Origin of the sequence: Phyllobacterium endophyticum, assembly GCF_003010935.1 — a bacterium.
In the GTDB taxonomy this organism is placed as follows: domain Bacteria; phylum Pseudomonadota; class Alphaproteobacteria; order Rhizobiales; family Rhizobiaceae; genus Phyllobacterium; species Phyllobacterium endophyticum.
On sequence record NZ_PGGN01000001.1, the window covers coordinates 278,639 to 296,200 of the forward strand.

The window sequence follows — 17,562 nt, forward strand, 5'->3', positions numbered from 1 at the left end:
CGGGCGTCGGCACGGGCTGAAAAACAAGATTCCCTTAACCGCTCCATCTCGAACGGCAAAACGCGGACTTCCGCAACAATTTCAGGGAAACTCTTGCAGTGCGTTGGAGTTCTTCCCATGTTGTCCCCGAACAGTTTTAAAGGAACAGGGATGAACGACGCAAAGATCGGCGAGATTCTGGAGCCAGGTAGCGAGGATCAGCAACGGTCCCGCGAGGAGCGTGTTCGCGCGCGCTTCTGGAAAACGGCACGCAAAGCCGCCAAATCCATTCCATTTCTCGATGAGGTGACAGCGGGTTATTTCTGTGCGCTGGACCCTGCGACACCGACCAGGGTGCGCGGCATTCTCCTCGGGTCGCTGGCCTATTTCGTATTGCCGCTCGACTTCATACCCGACATCCTGTTAGGGCTCGGTTTCTCCGATGACGTCGCGGTTCTGATGGCCGCACTGACCGCCATTCGCACTCACATCACACCGGCGCATCGGGCAGCCGCACAGAAGGCGATCCAGAACCTTGATCGCGACCCCTCGCCGGCGGGTTGATTCAACGTCCATCACAAGGGTGTGAAGTGCTCAAACGTCAAAGTCTCGCCGCTTTTGTTTGGCTGGAGTCCACTCGTGGGACTTTAACGAGGTCGCGGTATTCCTGGCTCTGAAAATTTGCTCTGTCTTCACCCTTTGGTAACCCTGATTAAGTCAAATTAAGAGAAGCGAGCTGACAATGCGGCATCCGGATAAACATCCGGGCCATTGCCGGTTCACGAGTTATGAAGTGCGCGAGAAAAACTGGTAGGTAAAATGTTTGGAAAATCAATCGTAGCGATCTCTGTGCTCATGTTTGGGCTGACAGGAACAGCTCTTGCCCAGACCCCGAGTCAGATCAGCCAGTTCAATGCGTGGGGTGCTTACAGCTACCAGCAGGGCAACGGCAAAGTCTGCTATGTGCTTTCTGTGCCGATCGACAAGCAACCTGCCAAAATCGATCACGGCGACAACTTCTTCATGGTGAGCCAGAAGCCTGGTCAAAACGTGAGTTTCGAGCCGCAATTCAAGGCCGGCTATGATTTGCAGGCAAATTCCAAAGTGGTTGTGAAGATCGACGAACGTTCCTTCTCCATGTTCACCAGTGGCAGCCATGGCTGGATGGAGAACGCCGCTGAAGAGCCCCAGCTCGTGGCCGCCTTGCGCGCTGGACAGCAGATGTCGATCAACGCAGTTTCGAAGCGCGGAACCAAGACGAGTTACGCCTATTCCCTGAAAGGCGTCTCCGCTGCTCTGAAAGCGATCGCGACCTGCAAGTAACAAATCCGAGGAAGTCGTATCGCAGGGCCGACTGCGTTTCGGCCCTTTTTGCATGATGAGGTGACGCGCAGCCCGGAACGTGGTATGAGCCCCGCTTCCGATAAGAACGTTAGAAAAATCCATGTCCGTATCTCTTGAGACGACCCATCCTGTTGCCCGGGAAAAATCCCAGGGCGACTTTCGCGCGGCGATGGCTGAGAAGCCGTCGCTGATCGGGTTGTCGCGTGCGGAAATGGGAGAGGCGCTCATTACCATCGGCGTTCCGGAGCGTCAGGTAAAGATGCGCGTCGCACAGCTCTGGCACTGGCTCTATGTGCGTGGCGTATCCGATTTCGCCGATATGCTCAACATTTCGCGCGATATGCGCGATCTGCTCGGCCAGCACTTCAATATTGCGCGTCCAGAGATTGTGGAAGAACAAATATCCAATGACGGGACCCGAAAATGGCTTTTTCGGTTTCCGCCGCGCGGCGCAGGACGCCCTGTGGAGATCGAGACCGTCTATATTCCGGAAGAAGGCCGTGGCACGTTGTGTATTTCGAGCCAGGTCGGCTGTACGCTTACCTGCTCGTTCTGCCATACCGGCACCCAAAAGCTCGTTCGCAATCTGACTGCAGAAGAGATCCTGGCCCAGTTGCTTATCGCCCGGGACCGCCTCGGCGATTTTCCAGATCGAAATACGCCGGATGGCGCTATTGTGCCGGCTGAGGGCCGCAAGGTTTCCAACATCGTCATGATGGGAATGGGCGAACCGCTCTATAATTTCGAGAACGTCAAAAAAGCCCTGCTGATCGCCTCCGACGGCGACGGATTGTCGTTGTCCAAGCGCCGGATCACATTGTCGACTTCTGGTGTCGTGCCGGAGATCTACCGTGCTGGCGAAGAGATCGGCGTCATGCTGGCAATATCTCTCCATGCAGTGAACGATGATCTGCGCGACATGCTCGTGCCCATAAACAAGAAATATCCCCTGAAGGAGTTGCTCGACGCTTGCCGGGCATATCCGAGCCTGTCCAATTCGAAGCGCATTACCTTTGAGTATGTAATGCTCAAAGGTGTCAATGACTCGCTGGACGATGCCAAGCAGCTCGTAAAGCTGCTCCGAGGCATCCCTGCGAAGATCAATCTGATCCCCTTCAATCCCTGGCCCGGTGTGAACTACCAGTGTTCCGATTGGGAGCAAATTGAGAAATTCGCCGATTACGTCAACAATGCCGGCTATGCCTCGCCAATAAGGACGCCGCGCGGGCGCGACATCCTTGCAGCTTGCGGTCAGCTGAAATCGGAATCGGAGCGTATGAAGAAGACGGACCGCCTGGCATTTGAAGCGGCCATGATCGCCGGGCACGGCGAAGATTGAGCCAGGTCCTGTATTACCTGCTGCGTTTTACCCTGATAACACTGGGCTTTGTCTGCGCGATCTTTGCTGCTTCGTTGTTTCTCAATCTGCTGCTGCTTGGCAGTTCCGAATTGATCGGGTCTGAAGGGCCGTTTCTTTATCTGACCGTTCCCGCATTTGCAGTGGTCATTGGCTACAGCATCTTTTTTCCGGCAGCGATCCTGATCTTCTTTGCCGAGCTGACCGCTTGGCGCGACTGGCTGTTCTATGCGCTCGGTGGTGCTGGCATTGCCGTTATCATCATTGTCTGGAAATGGCGGCCGCAGACGGAAGACATGAGCACATTTGCCGCAATTCTCGCCACCGGTGTTGTAGGTGGCTTCGTCTATTGGGTCATTTCCGGGCGCACCGCGGGCTTTAGCGTGCAACTTCCCAAGGACCTCTAACCAGCGCTACTTGGCCTGCGCCATCAGTATCTTTGCTGCGAAAGCCGAAAATACGCCCGCAAACAGCCAATCGGTAATCCTCGTCACTGTCGGGTTTTTCCTGAGCAATCGTGAGAACCTGTCTGCCGCGATTATCATGGGCGCTACGACGGGGAGGGCGAGCGGGATAAACAGCACGCCGAGAAAGAAAAGCTTTCCTGGTGCATGCGGGTCGGATGCCGAGACGAACTGCGGCAGGAACGTCATGAAGAACAGGATGATCTTCGGATTGAGCAAATTGATCCCAAGGCCCGTCAGCCAGTTCTGAAACAGCGTGTGGGACTGACCAACCTGCTTTTCCGGCGAGAATGCGGAACCATGACGGATAGCCTGGTAGGCTAGCCATACAAGATAACCCGCGCCCACGATCTTCAGCACAAGGAATGCACTGGGTGACGCGACGATCAAGGCTGAGAGGCCAATGGCGACCATGGTCGTGTGCACGACTACGCCGGTGCTCGCCCCGGCGAGACAGGCGAAACCCGCAGCCTTGCCTTCGGACAGAGCGCGCCCGACGAAAAGCGTCATATCAGGTCCCGGGGTAATCGACAGGACGAATGTAGCAATTGCGAACTGCAGGATTACAGGCCATTCAGGAATGAAATTCATCGCGGGCTCCACCAGACAACTTGCGGAACCTAGCCTGGACAGATTTATTTTACCATGCGTTTGTTGGCTCGGGTTCTGCACCGGCGCAGCAAACATGGCAGATCCCTCGACCTTGCCAACATCGCGCCACCTGATAAAAGACCCGCAACATGCCGCGATCGATCCGGGCTCGAGCTTTAGGGAAGTATAATGAACAAGTGGAAAGACGTCAAAAAAGTCGTGCTCGCCTATTCGGGCGGCCTGGACACATCCATCATACTCAAATGGTTGCAGACGGAGCTGGGCGCGGAGGTCGTTACCTTCACCGCCGATCTCGGCCAGGGTGAAGAACTCGAACCGGCGCGCAAGAAGGCCGAGTTGCTCGGCATCAAGGAGATTTACGTCGAGGACGTACGCGAAGAATTCGTTCGTGATTTCGTCTTCCCGATGTTCCGCGCAAATGCCGTGTATGAAGGCGTCTACCTTCTCGGCACTTCGATTGCCCGGCCGTTGATTTCCAAGCACCTCGTGGAAATCGCTGCGCGCACGGGCGCAGATGCCATCGCCCATGGTGCAACCGGCAAGGGCAACGACCAGGTTCGTTTTGAGCTTTCGGCCTATGCACTCAACCCTGATATCAAGGTAATTGCTCCCTGGCGCGACTGGACTTTCAAGTCACGCACCGACCTTCTGGAATTCGCACGCGAACACCAGATTCCGATCGCAAAGGACAAGCTCGGCGAGGCGCCATTCTCCGTGGACGCAAATCTGTTGCATTCATCGTCGGAGGGCAAGGTTCTCGAAGATCCATGGATTGAAGCGCCAGAATACGTACACCAGCGCACGATTTCGCCGATGGAAGCTCCTGACAGGGTAACAGAAATCGAGATCGCCTTCGAAAAGGGCGATGCCGTCGCCATCGATGGCAAGCCGCTCACGCCCGCTGGTTTGTTGAAAGCACTCAATGATCTCGGCCGGGACAATGGAATTGGCCGCCTTGATCTGGTTGAAAACCGGTTCGTCGGGATGAAATCGCGCGGCGTCTATGAAACGCCGGGCGGTACCATCCTTCTGGCCGCTCATCGCGCTATGGAATCGATTACGCTGGACCGCGGCGCCGCCCACCTTAAAGATGAGTTCATGCCGCGCTATGCGGAACTTATCTATAATGGATTTTGGTTCTCGCCGGAGCGTGAAATGCTTCAGGCAATGATCGACAAGAGCCAGGACGATGTCGAAGGCGCGGTTCGTTTGAAACTCTACAAGGGCAACGTGATGGTTTCCGGCCGGAAATCCAAAAAGTCGCTCTATTCGGACGCTCTTGTGACCTTCGAGGATGATCGCGGTGCATATGACCAGAAGGACGCCGCCGGATTTATCCGTCTCAATGCGTTGCGCCTGCGCACATTGGCGGCTCGCAAGCGCAATAGCTGACATTCCTCTTCAAGACATAAAGCGGGCCTCTGACCGCTTTATGTCTTGAGGCAACGCGACGTACTTTATCGTCGATCCCGCTTGTGGCAGTCGCCTCTCCGTCCTAGATGTTAGAGCCAGACGAATACCAGCCATGACGGAGTGCCTATGTCCTCAACCAAACCGGCTTACAATACAGCGCTGACCGAATGGAACGGGCCGCTGGGGCTTCCGGATTTTGGCGCATTTGCGGATGGCGATTTCGCCGCTGCCTTTGAAGCTGCCTTGGCGAGCGATCTTGTCGATATCGATGCAATCATCAACCAGCATGAAGTTCCAACGATAGACAACACCTTGAAGGCCCTGCAGCTTTCCGGCAAGGACCTAGACCGAGTGTCTGCGATTTTCTGGCTGCGCGCCGGTGCGCACACCAATGAGACTATTCAGGCTTTGGAACGGGTCATCGCACCAAGGATGTCCCGCCACTCGTCGTCTATCATGATGAACCCGTTGCTCTTCGCGCGTATCGACTCACTTTACGAGCAGCGAGATCTGCTCGGCCTTGATCCAGAATCCGACCGCGTGTTGGATAAGACATGGAAGGGGTTTGTACGCAGCGGCGCGCGGCTTGACGAGCAGGGAAAGGCCCGGCTCGCCGACATCAACGAAAAGCTCGCCAGCCTTGGAGCGCAGTTCGGGCAGAATGTGCAGAAGGATGAAGCCGACTGGGCGCTTTTCCTTAATGACGAAGCAGAACTTGCCGGTCTGCCGGACTTTGTTCGCGACGCCATGCGCGGTGCTGCAGAAGAGCGGAGCCGTCCGGATGCCTGGGCGGTGACGTTGTCCCGCTCCATTATCGAACCGTTCCTGACCTTCTCGGACAACCGCGCTTTGCGTGAAAAGACGTTTCGAGCCTGGGCGGCGAGAGGCCAAAACGGCGGCGAGACTGACAACACCGGCATTGTCGCGGAAATGGTTGATCTGCGCGCCGAGAAAGCCAGGCTGCTTGGCTATCACAGCTTCGCCGCCTACAAGCTGGATGATACAATGGCCAAGACGCCAAAAGCAGTGATGGAACTGCTGGAGCCCGTGTGGGACAAGGCAAAGGCGCGCGCGGCCGAAGAAGAGAGCGATTTGCAGAGGCTTATTACCGCTGAAGGCCGCAACCATGACGTGGAACCATGGGACTGGCGCTACTATGCCGAGAAGGTTCGCAACGAACGCTTCGCTTTCGACGAAGCGGAGCTGAAGCCATATCTGCAACTCGAGAAGATCATCGAAGCCTGCTTCGATGTAGCGACCCGGCTGTTCGGCATCACGTTCGAAGAAAGGAAGGGGATCCCGACCTGGCACCCCGATGTCCGGGTCTGGGAAGTCTTCAATGCGGATGGCAGCAAACGCGGTATTTTTCTTGGCGATTACTTCAATCGCCAGTCAAAACGTTCCGGTGCATGGATGAGTGCACTGCAGTCGCAACACAAGCTCGACGGCAAACACACGCCGATCATCTATAATGTCATGAATTTCGCCAAACCACCCAAAGGCGAGGTGGCATTGCTTTCGCTTGATGGCGCACGCACGCTCTTCCACGAATTCGGACATGCCTTGCACGGCCTTCTGTCGGACGTAACCTGGCCTGCGGTTTCCGGTACGTCGGTCTCCCGGGATTTCGTCGAGCTGCCATCTCAACTCTACGAGCACTGGCTGACAGTGCCCGCTATCCTCGAAAAATACGCCATTCACTACAAGACCGGCGAAGTCATGCCGAAAGCCTTGCTGGAAAAGGTGCTTGCGGCCAATACGTTCAACGCGGGCTTCAACACCGTAGAATTCACCTCGTCCGCGCTGGTTGATATGGCCTTCCATGCCGATGGCACACCACCAGCCGATCCAATCAAGTTCGAAGCCGACACGCTGAAGCAATTGGAGATGCCCGACGCCATCATCATGCGCCACCGAACGCCCCACTTCACGCACGTGTTTTCGGGAGATGGATATTCGGCCGGCTATTATTCGTACATGTGGTCGGAAGTGCTGGATGCGGATGCGTTCAAGGCGTTTGAGGAGACCGGCGACGTCTTCAATGGCGATGTCGCGGCGAAACTCAAGAAGTACATCTATTCGGCCGGTGGAAGCCGCGATCCGGAAGACCTTTACAAGGCCTTCCGCGGCAGGATGCCCACGCCCGATGCCATGATCGAAAAGCGTGGGCTGTGACTTGACGGGTCCAGGTCAGGCCTTGGCGAACTCCAGAAGTTCGCGATTGAGTTGGTCCTTGTGCGTTGTTGCCAGACCGTGCGGCGCACCGGGATAGACCTTTAGCGTTGCATTCTTTACGAGCTTCACAGCTTTGCGCGCCGCGTCATCGATCGGAACGATCTGGTCATCATCTCCATGGATGAACAAGGTCGGCACGTCGAACTTCTTCAGGTCTTCCGTAAAGTCGGTTTCCGAAAAAGCCTTGATGCAGAAGTAGGATGCCGGCATGCCAGCCATCATGCCCTGCAGCCAGAACGCCTCCCGTACTCCTCCGGAGATTTTGGCTCCGGTGCGGTTATAGCTGTAAAACGGCAGCGACAAATCCTTGAAGAACTGCGAGCGGTCCGCAATGACTCCATCTCGTATCCCGTTGAAGACATCGATTGGCAGACCTTCCGGATTGGCATCCGTCTTCAGCATCAAGGGTGGCACGGCCCCAACCAGGACAGCCTTGGCAACGCGTTTTGTGCCATGCCGGCCAATGTAACGGGCGACTTCACCACCGCCGGTTGAATGGCCGATCATGATCGCGTCATTCAGGTCGAGCTTTTCGAAGAGCTCCGCCAGATCATCCGCATATTGATCCATGTCATTGCCCTGCCACGGCTGGCTCGACCGGCCATGGCCACGGCGGTCATGCGCAATAACGCGATAGCCATTGGACGCGAGATAGAACATCTGGTCTTCCCAGGCGTCGGAGGTGAGCGGCCAGCCATGGCTGAACACAATGGGCTGACCCTTGCCCCAGTCCTTGTAGTAGATTTCCGTCCCGTCCCTCGTTGTGATCGTAGTCATCGCGCTGTGTCCTTTCGCTTGTGAGGTGAATTGAGATTGCCTGGGTGTGTCCGCTGCCGCCGCTTCGCGCTCCGGAAAGCTGGCGGCGGCGATAAGGCCTGCGCTCGCGGTCAGGAATAAAACGGCGTGGTATCGGATTGGAGTTACTCATCATATACGGGTCCCTGACCCTAGCTTAACAACCTGAGGTGTCAATTGATCGATATACGTACATTCAGATTGTTGCGCGTTGCTTCCGAATAGGGACAGACGACATGCGCGGCATCGACGATCTCGCGAGCCTGTGCAGCCTCGACGCCGGGCAATGTAACGGCGAGCGCGACGTCCAGTCCGAATCCCTTGCCGTCGTCGCGCGGACCTATACCAACGGTGGCGGTGACCGCAGTTTCTTCGGACAACCTGACCTTCTTTTGCGAGGCAACGTACTTCACCGCGCCCAGGAAACAGGCCGAGTAGCCGGCGCCGAAGAGCTGCTCGGGATTGGTGCCCTCACCGCCATTGCCGCCGAGTTCTTTCGGTGTTGAAAGAGCAACTGTGAAGCGGCCGTCCTCACTTGCGGCTCGGCCATCGCGTCCTCCGGTTGCCGTGGCTTTCGTCGCGTAAAGAATGTTCATTTCGTTAATCCTTGTGATCTGTCCTGAAGTTAGATTGCTTGCAATTTAATTGCACGATCGCCATTCCGTGTCAATGATGGAAAATTAAATGATGCACAATCCTTTTGTTCTGCTATTTTGTGTCGCTTGAAAGGATGAAAAATGATCACTGATATGAAAGACTCGAAGGATTCTCTACTCGATCTGGAGAATTTCCTGTGTTTCGCAATCTATTCCACCGCCAATGCCGTGACGCGCGCCTATCAGCCGCGACTGGCGGCGCTCGGTCTTACGTACCCGCAATATCTCGTCATGGTGGTGCTCTGGGAACGTGAAAACCGGACTGTGAAAGCGATCGGCGACAAACTCAGCCTCGACTCCGGAACGCTGACGCCGTTGTTAAAACGCCTTGAGACTGCGGGTTTGATCACTCGGCGCCGCGACACGGTCGACGAGCGCCAGGTTCTGATCGCGCTCACGGAGGAAGGCCGTGCCATGCGTGAACGAGCCGAAGCCGTGCCCGCCGCCATGGGGCAGGCATTTGGTTGCACACTCGAAGAAGCAAAGGGCCTTCGCGCGGAACTTATGGCCATGCGCGACAACCTCATTGCGAGTATTGACGAAGCGCAATGAAAAGGGCGCGGTTTCCCGCGCCCTTGACCTTGTTCTGAAGTGAATGATCAGGCAGCGATCTTCTTCGGCTGGATCAGACCCCGGGCAACCAGGAGTTCAGCAATCTGGATGGCGTTGAGCGCGGCACCCTTGCGCAGATTGTCTGATACGATCCAGATCGACAGGCCATTTTCTACCGTGATATCTTCGCGAATACGCGAGATATAGGTCGCATCCTCGCCAGCAGCCTCGTAGGGCGTGATATATCCGCCATCCTCATGGCGATCGATGACCAGGCAGCCGGGGGCATCGCTCAGGATTTCGCGGGCTTCCTCTGCGCTCATCGGCGTCTCAAACTCGATATTCACAGCTTCCGAATGCCCTATGAACACCGGCACGCGCACGCATGTTGCCGTCAGCTTGATCTTGGGATCGAGCATCTTCTTGGTCTCGGCGACCATCTTCCACTCTTCCTTGGTCGAGCCATCTTCCATGAAGACATCGATATGAGGGATGACGTTGAACGCGATACGCTTTGTGAACTTCTTGGCTTCTACCGGATCGGCAACAAACACCGCGCGCGATTGCTGAAAGAGTTCGTCCATGCCATCCTTCCCTGCGCCTGACACGGACTGATAAGTCGCAATGACAAGGCGCTTGATCTTCGCCTTCTCGTGCAATGGCTTGAGGGCGACGACGAGCTGCGCTGTCGAGCAATTGGGGTTGGCAATGATGTTCTTTTTGGTAAAACCGGCTATCGCATCGGGATTTACTTCGGGAACTATCAGCGGCACATTTGAATCGTAACGCCACGCGGATGAATTATCGATGACGACGCAACCCTGCGCTCCGATCTTCGGCGACCATTCCTTCGACACATTGCCGCCGGCTGACATCAGGCAGATATCGGTATCGGAGAAGTCGTACGTGTCAAGTGCCTTGACCTTCAGCGTCTTGTCGCCATAGGAAACCTCCGTCCCCTGTGAACGGCGCGAGGCGAGCGCAACAACTTCACTGACTGGAAAGCCGCGTTCTTCAAGTATTGTAAGCATTTCGCGGCCCACATTTCCCGTGGCGCCAACAACTGCAATTTTGAAACTCATCTGTAATTTTCTCCTGTCCCTCTCTGCTTACGGAAACCCGCTGGCCACTGCGGGTCTTCTCCCCGGGCCGGACCCGGGAGGGGGCGAGCAGGCCAAGGGAAATCAGACCGTTTTGGTGGTCGTTTTCGCAGTCTGTTTGGCCGAAACAACAAGGAAAAGAGCACGCGCGCCGATGCGACCGGCCTTGCTGCCGGAATTTCGCATAGAAAACTGCGCTACTGAATTGCACCCCATGGGGCATCTCCTTATCCGCGAGTGCTTGTACGCGCTTTCGGAAAAGAGTCAATCGGGACTTCAATTGACAAGAATATGTCGTGTTACGCACACTTTTAGACAATTGACGTAAGATGCGGGCTTTGCTTTGATCAATATATGGTGAACACTTCGCCGGGTGAATCGCGTGGTGGATTCCGGAGGAGGTAAATCGAAGGAATTCACCGGCGCCTGGTTAACCATAGCCTATGGGCTGTGGAAATGACGAGGCGTAGTGTCGACTGCGGAGGGCATGACCGGGGGTTTGCTGTCGTGTTCTTGGCTTAACTGCTGTTTTCTGGGAGGAATTTTAAATGGCAACCACTTCTGTGGCCGACAGTCCAAGTCGGGGAATGTCGAGGGAAGAAAAGAAGGTTATCTTCGCTTCTTCGCTCGGGACCGTTTTCGAATGGTATGACTTCTATCTATATGGATCCCTGGCTGCTTTCATCGGGACCGCCTTCTTCAGCGAATATCCCGAAGCTACGCGCAACATCTTCGCGCTATTGGCCTTTGCGGCAGGTTTCCTGGTCCGGCCCTTCGGCGCCCTCGTCTTTGGACGTATCGGTGATCTGGTCGGCCGAAAATACACGTTTCTCATCACCATTCTGATCATGGGTCTTTCGACCTTTCTGGTTGGTATTCTTCCCGGTTCGGCCTCCTGGGGTATTGCAGCGCCTGTCATTCTGATAGCACTGCGCATGCTGCAAGGCCTTGCATTGGGCGGCGAATATGGCGGTGCAGCAACATACGTCGCTGAACACGCACCCAACAACAGGCGTGGTTACTACACGTCATGGATCCAAACCACGGCGACGCTGGGTCTCTTCCTTTCGCTCATCGTCATCCTCGTCATCCAGAACTGGCTCGGCAAGGAAGCATTCGCTGCGTGGGGTTGGCGTATTCCATTCATCCTGTCGTTCATCCTCCTCGGAATCTCCGTCTGGATCCGCTTGTCCTTGAGCGAATCGCCAGCGTTCCAGAGGATGAAGGAGGAAGGCAAAGGCTCGAAGGCTCCATTGTCTGAGGCTTTCGGTCAATGGAAAAACGCCAAGATCGCGCTTATTGCACTCTTCGGCCTGACCGCCGGTCAAGCCGTCGTGTGGTATAGCGGGCAGTTCTATGCGCTGTTCTTCCTGCAGAACGTGCTCAAGGTAGACGCCCAATCGGTGAACATCATGATCGCCATTGCGCTCCTGCTCGGCACCGGGTTCTTCGTTGTCTTTGGATGGTTATCTGACAAGATCGGTCGCAAGCCCATCATCATGGCAGGACTTCTGCTCGCCATTCTGACCTACTTCCCGCTGTTCAAGGCGCTGACCTGGGCGGCTAACCCGGCACTCGCCACGGCACAGGAGAATGTTCGAGCCACCGTCACCGCCGCACCTGGCGATTGCAAGTTCCAGTTCAACCCGACTGGTACGGCAAAGTTCACGACCTCGTGCGACATTGCCACGTCATACCTGACTCGCAATTCGGTGCCTTATGACGTTGTCGCCACCGCAGCGCCTGGAACTGTCGCTACGGTCAAGATCGGCCCGGAAACGGTAGAGTCTTACGATGCCATCGCCGCCGGAGCCGACGCAAAGGCAAAGGAAGCTGCGTTTGGTAAAGCGGTCAACATCGCACTTCAGGACAGCGGATATCCTCTCGTCCGCGATCCGGTGAAGGTCGCAGACTCCAAGCTCGACGCTCTGGTCGCGGCCAATCCAAAGCTGGCACTCGACGCGGCTGCTATCAGGGCCGGAGAAAAGACGGTTGTCCCGGTGGATCAGGCCATCAAGGACAAGCTTCTGACTGCAGAAGAAGCGGCAGGCGCAACGGAGGTGCCTGTATATACGGTACCGGGCGCAGGCGCGTTCAAGATGGTTGCCGACCCGGCCGCCGTCAACTGGACGATGGTCATCGCGATCCTGTTCGTATTGGTACTGTACGTCACGATGGTCTACGGCCCGATCGCCGCTATTCTGGTCGAGATGTTCCCGACCCGCATTCGCTACACAGGCATGTCCTTGCCATATCACATCGGCAATGGCTGGTTCGGAGGTCTGTTACCAGCAACTGTTTTTGCTATGAGCGCGTTCAAGGGCGATATTTACTATGGCCTGTGGTATCCGATCGTCATTGCAGCCATGACCCTGATCATTGGTCTTATCTTCGTCCGCGAGACGAAGGGGACCGACCTCCACGAAGTCAAGTGATGCATCATCGATGAAAAGGCCCGGCACGAGAGATCGTGCCGGGCCTTCGCTTGTAGGGTTTCGTGATCCTATGCCGCTAGCGCTCTGAACTTTGCGAGAATCGCATCGCCCATCTCGGCAGTACCGATCCTGGTCTTGCCTTCGGCCATGATGTCGGCCGTGCGAAGGCCGTCATCCAATACACCCGCCACCGCAGATTCCAGCCTGTCGGCTTCAGCGATCATGTTGAAGGAATAGCGCAGGCACATCGCGAACGATGCAATCATGGCTATTGGATTGGCAGTGCCTGTCCCGGCTATATCAGGTGCCGAGCCATGAACCGGCTCGTACAGCGCCTTGCGCTTGCCGGTCTTGGCATCAGGCGCACCAAGCGAAGCGGAGGGCAGCATGCCAAGCGAACCCGTAAGCATTGCCGCAATATCCGAAAGCATGTCACCGAACAGATTGTCCGTGACGATGACGTCGAATTGTTTCGGCCAGCGCACGAGTTGCATGCCTCCCGCATCGGCCAGCATATGTTCGAGTTTTACGTCGGAATACTTCGTCTTGTGGGTGGCAGTTACGACTTCATTCCATAGAACGCCCGACTTCATGACGTTGCGCTTTTCCATCGACGTCACTTTATTGCCGCGCGTGCGCGCCAGCTCAAAGGCTACGCCGGAAATTCGTTCGATCTCGTAGGTGTCGTAGACCTGCGTGTCGATACCGCGCTTCTGGCCGTTGCCGAGATCGCGGATTTCCTTTGGCTCACCAAAATAGACCCCGCCGGTCAACTCACGGACAATAAGGATATCGAGGCCTTCGACGATTTCTTTCTTCAAGGATGAGGAATCTGCAAGTGCCGGATAGCAGATCGCCGGACGCAGGTTGGCGAAAAGCTCCATATCCTTGCGCAGGCGCAAAAGCCCCGCTTCCGGACGCACGTCGTAGGGAACACTATCCCACTTCGGTCCGCCAACGGCGCCAAAAAGCACAGCGTCGGCAGCCAATGCCTTGGCCATATCAGCTTCGGAGATTGCCGCGCCATGCGCGTCGTAGGCGGACCCGCCTACCAGGCCCTCATCCAGCACGAACTCGCTCTTCAATTCCGAATTCATGTAGCCAATGATCTTACGGACTTCCGCCATTGCCTCAGGCCCGATGCCATCGCCCGGAAGAAGAAGAAGCTTTTTAGATGCCATTTGGAAACCTCGCTTTGCAGAATGACGCAGCAAAAAGCCCGGAAGACCGGGCTTTCAAGTTCAGATAATTGGTTCAGGCCCAGGGCCGCTTTTCAGCATTCGATGCTTCGAAAGCGTCGATCTTGGTCGCCTTTTCCATCGTCAGCCCGATATCGTCGAGACCGTTGAGCATGCAATAACGACGGAATTCGTCTAGCTCGAACGTGATCGTTCCGCCATCCGGCCCCTTGATGGTCATTTCCTCCAGGTCGATGGATATGGTCGCGTTGGCGCCGCGCTGTGCATCATCCATCAGCTTGTCTAGATCGTCCTGGCTGACACGGATGGGCAGGATGCCGTTCTTGAAGCAGTTATTGTAGAAAATATCCGCGAAACTGGTCGAAATCACACAGCGAATGCCGAAATCAAGAAGAGCCCATGGCGCGTGCTCACGGCTTGAGCCGCAGCCGAAATTATCACCGGCAACAAGGATCTGCGCCTTACGATAGGCCGGTTTGTTGAGCACGAAATCCGGGTTCTCAGTTCCATCCTCATTGTAGCGCATTTCGGCAAATAGGCCCGTGCCAAGGCCGGTGCGCTTGATCGTCTTCAGATAGTCCTTCGGGATGATCATGTCCGTGTCGACATTGATGATCGGCAGCGGAGCGGCGACGCCGGTGAGCTTGGTGAACTTGTCCATGATATCTGCCTGTAGATATAGGGAAATGACTTTGCGTCACGCTTTACACCAGCTTTGGCTTTAATCAAAGCCTTTCCCCTGTGGCACTTTGAGCGCCCGGTCCGGAGCTCTTCCGGATTGCTCTTGTCTTGTTTGCGCGATCGGGGCAAATAGTTGGAATGGAGAAGAATGTTCGTGTCCGCCGGTCCGTGCTGTATGTTCCCGCATCCAGCAAGAGGGCTCTCGCGAAAATCGCATCGCTGAATGCCGATGTCGTCATTTTCGACCTTGAAGATGCCGTTGCGCCCGAAGTGAAGGAAGATGCGCGTGAGACGCTGCGCGAGTATTTTCGCGCTTTTCCGCGGGGCAAGGCAGAACGCATTATTCGGATCAATAACCTTAACGGTGAATGGGGCGCAGAGGACTTCCTGGCGGCTCGAGCCTGCAACCCAAACGCCATTCTGTTACCGAAGGTCGAGACACCTCAGGAGATAACCGGAGTTGCCGAGATTCTCGATGAAACGGACGCTTCCGAAGGAGTTCGCCTCTGGGCTATGATCGAAACCCCGCGCGGCATCCTCAATGCAGGCGAGATCGCCGAGCTTGGCTTGCGGTCGACAGCCCGGCTCGATTGTTTTGTCCTGGGAACCAATGACATTGCCAGGGAGACCGGTACAAAAAGCCGGGCATATCTGGCGCCGTGGCTTATGCAAGTCCTCCTGTGCGCCAGAGCAGGGAGGCTCGACGTCATCGACGGGGTATACAACGACTTCGCCGACATGGACGGCTTTGTTGCTGAATGCGGAGAGGCGGCGCGAATGGGCTTTGACGGCAAGTCCTTGATACACCCCACGCAGATTGAAACTGCAAACTCCGCGTTCTTCCCTGACGCAGCAAGTGTTGTCACTGCCCGTTCCATTGTCGAGGCCTTCGCCGCCCCCGAAAACGTCAACAGGGGGGCAATTTCACTGGACGGCAGAATGGTGGAACGCCTGCATCTGGAAAGTGCGAAAATGCTTTTGGCAAAGTTTGACCTGATCGGCGAAAAGTGAAATAGGATTTGCCGGTTTTGGCATAGCTCGGAAAGTAACTACAGATGAAGTTGTACCGGTTTTTAACGGGTCCTGATGACGCAAGCTTCTGTCATAAGGTAACAGCGGCCATAAACAAGGGCTGGCATATCTATGGTTCACCCACTTACGCTTTCAACTCCGCTACCGGCGCCATGCAATGCGGTCAGGCTGTCGTCAAGGATGTCGAAGGTGTGGACTATGAGCCGGGTATCAGATTAAGCAGCTTCTAGCCTATTCCGCGCTCGCTTCTATACGCTCCATGTCCTCGTCAGAGAGGCCAAAATGATGGCCGATTTCGTGTATGAGGACGTGCGAGACGACGTCTCCTAGCGCTTCCTCGTATTCAGCCCAATAATCAAGGACGGCGCGGCGATATATCGTGATTCGATTGGGTCGCTCGCCGGTTTGCAGAGAAAAACGCTCGCCAATCCCTATTCCCTCGAAAAGACCAAGCAAGTCGAAAGGCGACTCGAGCCCCATATCTTCGATGATCTGGTCTTCCGGAAACTCCGAGACCTGAATCGTGATATCGCCGCACAAGGCGCGAAACGTCTCAGGCAGATGGGCGTAAGCCTCGATTGCCAGTGATTCGATCTCGCCGAGCGATGGTGACAGCCGATTGGCCCAGTCAGCGGTTTGATTACTTCTGGCCATCATCAACTCCTCAAGAGAATTCTGGCTTCATATAGGTCCTTTGAAGAGTTGATGCGAGTGGATCGTCACCCGAAACCTCCGAGCGGTCATGTCGCATAAACCAACCATTTGTGCAGAAGAGCGCGTCAGGTTCGAGGCTCAGTCCTCGATTGCGCGTGCCTCGGAAGGAAGCATGATAGGGATGCCGTCCCGCACAGGATAGGCGAGCCGCGCGGATTTTGAAATGAGCTCTTGCCGCTGCGGATCATATGAGAGCGTGCCCTTGGTCAGCGGGCAAACAAGGAGCTCAAGCAGTTTGCGATCAATCGCTGTATCGGGTTTATCGTCGGTCATTATGCAGTCCCTCCAAAGCCGTCACTGCAGACTGCCTTCATAATCGTCCTGATCCTTGGCCAGAGCGATTTCGGTGATGGCGATCAGCGTTTCAGCCCTCGTCTTCAAATCCGCAGCCTCGAGCAAGGCCTGTTTTTCGGCAGCGCCAAAGGGCGACATCATGGCCAATGCGTTCACCAATGTCTCGTTGCCGGCCCGGGAAATGCCATCCCAGTCTGCCTCGAGGTCATTCGCGTCGAGATAGGCCCGGAACACACGCAACAGCGCGACGCGGTCAACGTCTGAATCGTCCGCTTCGTCGAGGTCTGCGCGCAGAGGCGCAATTTTGCACTGGCGGAAGGGAGTGCGCGTCGCAAGTTCCTTGACCACCCGAAAGCGGCAAATGCCCTGAAGCGTGATTAGCAAACGGCCATCGCCGGTTTCGGCAAAGGAGGTTATCCGCCCAAGGCAACCTATTTCGCAAAGCTCCGCGCCAGACTCGTCATCCTGGTCGAGACGCGGCTGGATCATGCCGATGACGCGCTTGCCACTGAGCGCCGCGTCTACCATGGCAAGGTAGCGCAGTTCGAAAATGTTGAGCGGCAATTGTCCGCCAGGAAGCAGCAGCGCACCCGACAGCGGAAAGATCGGCACGCTCTCGGGTATATCGCTCAGCGTCCGATAACGAACATTTCCGGCTTGCATTACTTCCTCCGGCCCGAAGAATCGGGGTGGCCGTTAG

The 17,562-nt window shown here is 55.9% G+C and carries 19 protein-coding genes; 10 read left to right on the plus strand and 9 right to left on the minus strand.

What is annotated here, in order from left to right; genetic code table 11:
• The first annotated feature begins 150 nt into the window (after nucleotides 1-150).
• The 4 genes from CU100_RS01375 to CU100_RS01390 all read left to right on the plus strand — a co-directional run bounded on the left by CU100_RS01375 (nucleotide 151) and on the right by CU100_RS01390 (nucleotide 3,087).
• Nucleotides 151-543 carry a YkvA family protein gene (locus tag CU100_RS01375; RefSeq protein WP_106714770.1) on the plus strand — a complete coding sequence of 131 codons (393 nt, stop codon included), beginning with the start codon at nucleotides 151-153 and terminating at the stop codon, nucleotides 541-543.
• 255 nt (nucleotides 544-798) lie between these two features.
• On the plus strand, nucleotides 799-1,302 hold the full coding sequence (locus tag CU100_RS01380; protein WP_106714771.1) for an invasion associated locus B family protein: 504 nt from the start codon (nucleotides 799-801) through the stop codon (nucleotides 1,300-1,302).
• A 121-nt stretch (nucleotides 1,303-1,423) separates the two neighbouring features.
• Complete coding sequence (gene rlmN / locus CU100_RS01385; RefSeq protein WP_106714772.1) at nucleotides 1,424-2,662, plus strand: 23S rRNA (adenine(2503)-C(2))-methyltransferase RlmN; 1,239 nt, start codon at nucleotides 1,424-1,426, stop codon at nucleotides 2,660-2,662.
• Complete coding sequence (locus tag CU100_RS01390) at nucleotides 2,659-3,087, plus strand: hypothetical protein (RefSeq protein WP_106714773.1); 429 nt, start codon at nucleotides 2,659-2,661, stop codon at nucleotides 3,085-3,087. The genes rlmN and CU100_RS01390 overlap by 4 nt, the downstream gene beginning before the upstream one ends.
• Before the next feature lie 6 nt (nucleotides 3,088-3,093).
• Here the strand turns inward: CU100_RS01390 and CU100_RS01395 are convergent, their stop codons facing one another.
• Nucleotides 3,094-3,735: a LysE family translocator gene (locus tag CU100_RS01395; RefSeq protein WP_106714774.1), complete on the minus strand. Its 642-nt coding sequence runs from the start codon at nucleotides 3,733-3,735 to the stop codon at nucleotides 3,094-3,096.
• 189 nt (nucleotides 3,736-3,924) lie between these two features.
• Between CU100_RS01395 and CU100_RS01400 the strand changes: the two genes are divergently transcribed.
• Nucleotides 3,925-5,148: an argininosuccinate synthase gene (locus CU100_RS01400; RefSeq protein ID WP_106714775.1), complete on the plus strand. Its 1,224-nt coding sequence runs from the start codon at nucleotides 3,925-3,927 to the stop codon at nucleotides 5,146-5,148.
• Nucleotides 5,149-5,295: 147 nt separating this feature from the next.
• Complete coding sequence (locus tag CU100_RS01405) at nucleotides 5,296-7,344, plus strand: M3 family metallopeptidase (protein ID WP_106714776.1); 2,049 nt, start codon at nucleotides 5,296-5,298, stop codon at nucleotides 7,342-7,344.
• 15 nt (nucleotides 7,345-7,359) lie between these two features.
• Here CU100_RS01405 and CU100_RS01410 read toward each other — a convergent pair whose 3' ends face one another.
• Both CU100_RS01410 and CU100_RS01415 read right to left on the minus strand, forming a co-directional pair.
• Complete coding sequence (locus tag CU100_RS01410) at nucleotides 7,360-8,181, minus strand: alpha/beta fold hydrolase (RefSeq protein WP_106714777.1); 822 nt, start codon at nucleotides 8,179-8,181, stop codon at nucleotides 7,360-7,362.
• A 191-nt stretch (nucleotides 8,182-8,372) separates the two neighbouring features.
• Complete coding sequence (locus CU100_RS01415; RefSeq protein ID WP_106714778.1) at nucleotides 8,373-8,795, minus strand: organic hydroperoxide resistance protein; 423 nt, start codon at nucleotides 8,793-8,795, stop codon at nucleotides 8,373-8,375.
• Between the two features lie 141 nt (nucleotides 8,796-8,936).
• On the opposite strand from CU100_RS01415, the gene CU100_RS01420 reads away from it, so the two are divergent.
• Nucleotides 8,937-9,407 carry a MarR family winged helix-turn-helix transcriptional regulator gene (locus CU100_RS01420; RefSeq protein WP_407070284.1) on the plus strand — a complete coding sequence of 157 codons (471 nt, stop codon included), beginning with the start codon at nucleotides 8,937-8,939 and terminating at the stop codon, nucleotides 9,405-9,407.
• A gap of 47 nt (nucleotides 9,408-9,454) precedes the next feature.
• Here the strand turns inward: CU100_RS01420 and CU100_RS01425 are convergent, their stop codons facing one another.
• On the minus strand, nucleotides 9,455-10,489 hold the full coding sequence (locus CU100_RS01425; protein WP_106714779.1) for an aspartate-semialdehyde dehydrogenase: 1,035 nt from the start codon (nucleotides 10,487-10,489) through the stop codon (nucleotides 9,455-9,457).
• 566 nt (nucleotides 10,490-11,055) lie between these two features.
• On the opposite strand from CU100_RS01425, the gene CU100_RS01430 reads away from it, so the two are divergent.
• Nucleotides 11,056-12,942 carry an MFS transporter gene (locus CU100_RS01430; protein WP_106714780.1) on the plus strand — a complete coding sequence of 629 codons (1,887 nt, stop codon included), beginning with the start codon at nucleotides 11,056-11,058 and terminating at the stop codon, nucleotides 12,940-12,942.
• Between the two features lie 68 nt (nucleotides 12,943-13,010).
• On the opposite strand, the gene leuB is transcribed toward CU100_RS01430, so the two are convergent.
• Both leuB and leuD read right to left on the minus strand, forming a co-directional pair.
• Nucleotides 13,011-14,123 (minus strand): 3-isopropylmalate dehydrogenase, encoded by a 1,113-nt coding sequence (leuB, locus tag CU100_RS01435; protein ID WP_106714781.1) that lies wholly within the window; start codon nucleotides 14,121-14,123, stop codon nucleotides 13,011-13,013.
• Between the two features lie 73 nt (nucleotides 14,124-14,196).
• Complete coding sequence (leuD, locus tag CU100_RS01440) at nucleotides 14,197-14,802, minus strand: 3-isopropylmalate dehydratase small subunit (protein WP_106714782.1); 606 nt, start codon at nucleotides 14,800-14,802, stop codon at nucleotides 14,197-14,199.
• A gap of 158 nt (nucleotides 14,803-14,960) precedes the next feature.
• On the opposite strand from leuD, the gene CU100_RS01445 reads away from it, so the two are divergent.
• Together CU100_RS01445 and CU100_RS01450 are read left to right on the plus strand one after the other, a co-directional pair.
• Complete coding sequence (locus tag CU100_RS01445; protein ID WP_106714783.1) at nucleotides 14,961-15,833, plus strand: HpcH/HpaI aldolase/citrate lyase family protein; 873 nt, start codon at nucleotides 14,961-14,963, stop codon at nucleotides 15,831-15,833.
• Nucleotides 15,834-15,877: 44 nt separating this feature from the next.
• On the plus strand, nucleotides 15,878-16,084 hold the full coding sequence (locus tag CU100_RS01450) for a DUF1737 domain-containing protein (protein ID WP_106714784.1): 207 nt from the start codon (nucleotides 15,878-15,880) through the stop codon (nucleotides 16,082-16,084).
• 1 nt (nucleotide 16,085) lies between these two features.
• Here CU100_RS01450 and CU100_RS01455 read toward each other — a convergent pair whose 3' ends face one another.
• The 3 genes from CU100_RS01455 to CU100_RS01465 all read right to left on the minus strand — a co-directional run bounded on the left by CU100_RS01455 (nucleotide 16,086) and on the right by CU100_RS01465 (nucleotide 17,525).
• Nucleotides 16,086-16,508 carry a metallopeptidase family protein gene (locus tag CU100_RS01455; protein WP_106715927.1) on the minus strand — a complete coding sequence of 141 codons (423 nt, stop codon included), beginning with the start codon at nucleotides 16,506-16,508 and terminating at the stop codon, nucleotides 16,086-16,088.
• Nucleotides 16,509-16,646: 138 nt separating this feature from the next.
• Nucleotides 16,647-16,841, minus strand: coding sequence for a Trm112 family protein (locus tag CU100_RS01460; RefSeq protein WP_106714785.1), 195 nt, complete (start codon nucleotides 16,839-16,841; stop codon nucleotides 16,647-16,649).
• Nucleotides 16,842-16,862: 21 nt separating this feature from the next.
• Nucleotides 16,863-17,525, minus strand: coding sequence for an LON peptidase substrate-binding domain-containing protein (locus CU100_RS01465; protein ID WP_106714786.1), 663 nt, complete (start codon nucleotides 17,523-17,525; stop codon nucleotides 16,863-16,865).
• Nucleotides 17,526-17,562: the final 37 nt, after the last annotated feature.

Excerpts from the sequence above, each read along its gene's own strand:
- CU100_RS01375 (WP_106714770.1), top strand. The coding sequence starts at position 151 with ATGAACGACGCAAAGATCGGCGAGATTCTGGAGCCAGGTAGCGAGGAT.
- CU100_RS01380 (WP_106714771.1), top strand. The coding sequence starts at position 799 with ATGTTTGGAAAATCAATCGTAGCGATCTCTGTGCTCATGTTTGGGCTG.
- rlmN (WP_106714772.1), top strand. The coding sequence starts at position 1,424 with ATGTCCGTATCTCTTGAGACGACCCATCCTGTTGCCCGGGAAAAATCC.
- CU100_RS01395 (WP_106714774.1), bottom strand. The coding sequence starts at position 3,735 with ATGAATTTCATTCCTGAATGGCCTGTAATCCTGCAGTTCGCAATTGCT.
- CU100_RS01400 (WP_106714775.1), top strand. The coding sequence starts at position 3,925 with ATGAACAAGTGGAAAGACGTCAAAAAAGTCGTGCTCGCCTATTCGGGC.
- CU100_RS01405 (WP_106714776.1), top strand. The coding sequence starts at position 5,296 with ATGTCCTCAACCAAACCGGCTTACAATACAGCGCTGACCGAATGGAAC.
- CU100_RS01410 (WP_106714777.1), bottom strand. The coding sequence starts at position 8,181 with ATGACTACGATCACAACGAGGGACGGGACGGAAATCTACTACAAGGAC.
- CU100_RS01415 (WP_106714778.1), bottom strand. The coding sequence starts at position 8,795 with ATGAACATTCTTTACGCGACGAAAGCCACGGCAACCGGAGGACGCGAT.
- CU100_RS01420 (WP_407070284.1), top strand. The coding sequence starts at position 8,937 with ATGATCACTGATATGAAAGACTCGAAGGATTCTCTACTCGATCTGGAG.
- CU100_RS01425 (WP_106714779.1), bottom strand. The coding sequence starts at position 10,489 with ATGAGTTTCAAAATTGCAGTTGTTGGCGCCACGGGAAATGTGGGCCGC.
- CU100_RS01430 (WP_106714780.1), top strand. The coding sequence starts at position 11,056 with ATGGCAACCACTTCTGTGGCCGACAGTCCAAGTCGGGGAATGTCGAGG.
- leuB (WP_106714781.1), bottom strand. The coding sequence starts at position 14,123 with ATGGCATCTAAAAAGCTTCTTCTTCTTCCGGGCGATGGCATCGGGCCT.
- leuD (WP_106714782.1), bottom strand. The coding sequence starts at position 14,802 with ATGGACAAGTTCACCAAGCTCACCGGCGTCGCCGCTCCGCTGCCGATC.
- CU100_RS01445 (WP_106714783.1), top strand. The coding sequence starts at position 14,961 with ATGGAGAAGAATGTTCGTGTCCGCCGGTCCGTGCTGTATGTTCCCGCA.
- CU100_RS01450 (WP_106714784.1), top strand. The coding sequence starts at position 15,878 with ATGAAGTTGTACCGGTTTTTAACGGGTCCTGATGACGCAAGCTTCTGT.
- CU100_RS01455 (WP_106715927.1), bottom strand. The coding sequence starts at position 16,508 with ATGGCCAGAAGTAATCAAACCGCTGACTGGGCCAATCGGCTGTCACCA.
- CU100_RS01460 (WP_106714785.1), bottom strand. The coding sequence starts at position 16,841 with ATGACCGACGATAAACCCGATACAGCGATTGATCGCAAACTGCTTGAG.
- CU100_RS01465 (WP_106714786.1), bottom strand. The coding sequence starts at position 17,525 with ATGCAAGCCGGAAATGTTCGTTATCGGACGCTGAGCGATATACCCGAG.